The organism is Streptomyces sp. SID1328 (genome assembly GCF_009865595.1).
Taxonomy (GTDB): Bacteria; Actinomycetota; Actinomycetes; order Streptomycetales; family Streptomycetaceae; genus Streptomyces; species Streptomyces griseoluteus.
On the sequence record NZ_WWKH01000097.1, the window covers coordinates 1 to 1210 of the forward strand.

Here is a 1210-nt window from a genome sequence, read left to right on the forward strand (position 1 = left end):
AACGCGGCGCGGGCCGCCTCCAGCCCGTAGCCCAGTTCGGTGAGCCGGTCCTGAGCGGACGTCAGCCGGGCCAGCGCGCCCTCCTGGTCGCCGCGGGCCGCCCGCACCAGGGCCTCCGCCCGGTCCAGGACCGCGAGCACGCTCGCCCGGCCGAGGCGCTCGGCGTGCTCCCGGCTGGTGTCGATGAGGTCCTGCGCCTCGCCGGGTTCACCGATGCGGACCAGCGCCTCCGCGAGGTCCCCCTGCCAACGGCCGCGCGCCGGGTCGGTGATGCCGAGATCCTGCTCCAGACGGCGTACCCGGCGCAGCGCGCGCACCGTCCCGGCCGCGTCCCCGGCCACCAGTTGGGCGTACCCGAGGGCGGCGAGCGCTCGCGAGAGGTACATCTGGTCGCCGTCCTGCTCGGCGTGCTCCACCGCCTCGTGGGCGAGCGACAGCGCCCGGCCCACGTCCCCGCCGGACGCCTCGGCCATCGAGGTCAGCATGGCGGAGGCGGTCTCCCCGATCCCGGAGTCCCGCGCGAGCCTGAGCGCCTCACGGGCCAGCTCCAGGGCGCGCCCGCAGTTCCCGGCGTGCAGCTCGGTCTCCGCGAGCCCGCGCAGGAAGTGCACCTCGCTCTCCACCGAGCCCCGCCGCCGCACCTCGCCGAGCAGCGCGGTCACCGTGCCGCGCGCCTCGGCCAGCCGGTCGCCCATGACCAGCCAGCGGAACCGCGCGCTGCCCGCCCCGTTGTGATGGCACGCCACCGACGCGTCCTGGGGCTCGCGCAGCGCCCGCTTGATGGTGCGGGGTGCCTCCGGATGGCCCATCAGGGTCTCCGTCTGCGCCTGGAAGGCCAGCGCCATCAGCTCGGTGCGCCGGTCCCCGCCGTGCTCGGCCAGCGCGGCCGCGTGCGCGGCGGCGGTACGGGCCTCGGTGAAGTCGCCCTGCACGATCAGCGCCCGCCAGGCGAGCTGGTAGTTGACCAGGGCCAGCAGCCGGGGGTCCTGCCCGGCGTCGGCGAGCGCCTGCGGGAAGACGGCGTCGACCTCGGCCATGGTGTGCCCGGCGGTGTCGATGACGACGATCCAGGCCCGCACCCGTTCGGCGGCCACGGCGGTACGGCTCAGCACCTCGCGGGCGATGTCCCGGGCGAGGTCGACCTCGCCGGCCGTGATCGCGTCCTCGGCAGCGGTCAGCCGCCGCTCCTCGGCGCCGGGCACGCCGTCGG

General features: G+C 76.7%; 1 pseudogene. It reads right to left on the bottom strand.

From position 1 onward, the window contains the following. Positions 1-1210: pseudogene (locus GT030_RS03010) on the bottom strand (helix-turn-helix transcriptional regulator); the annotation flags it as partial.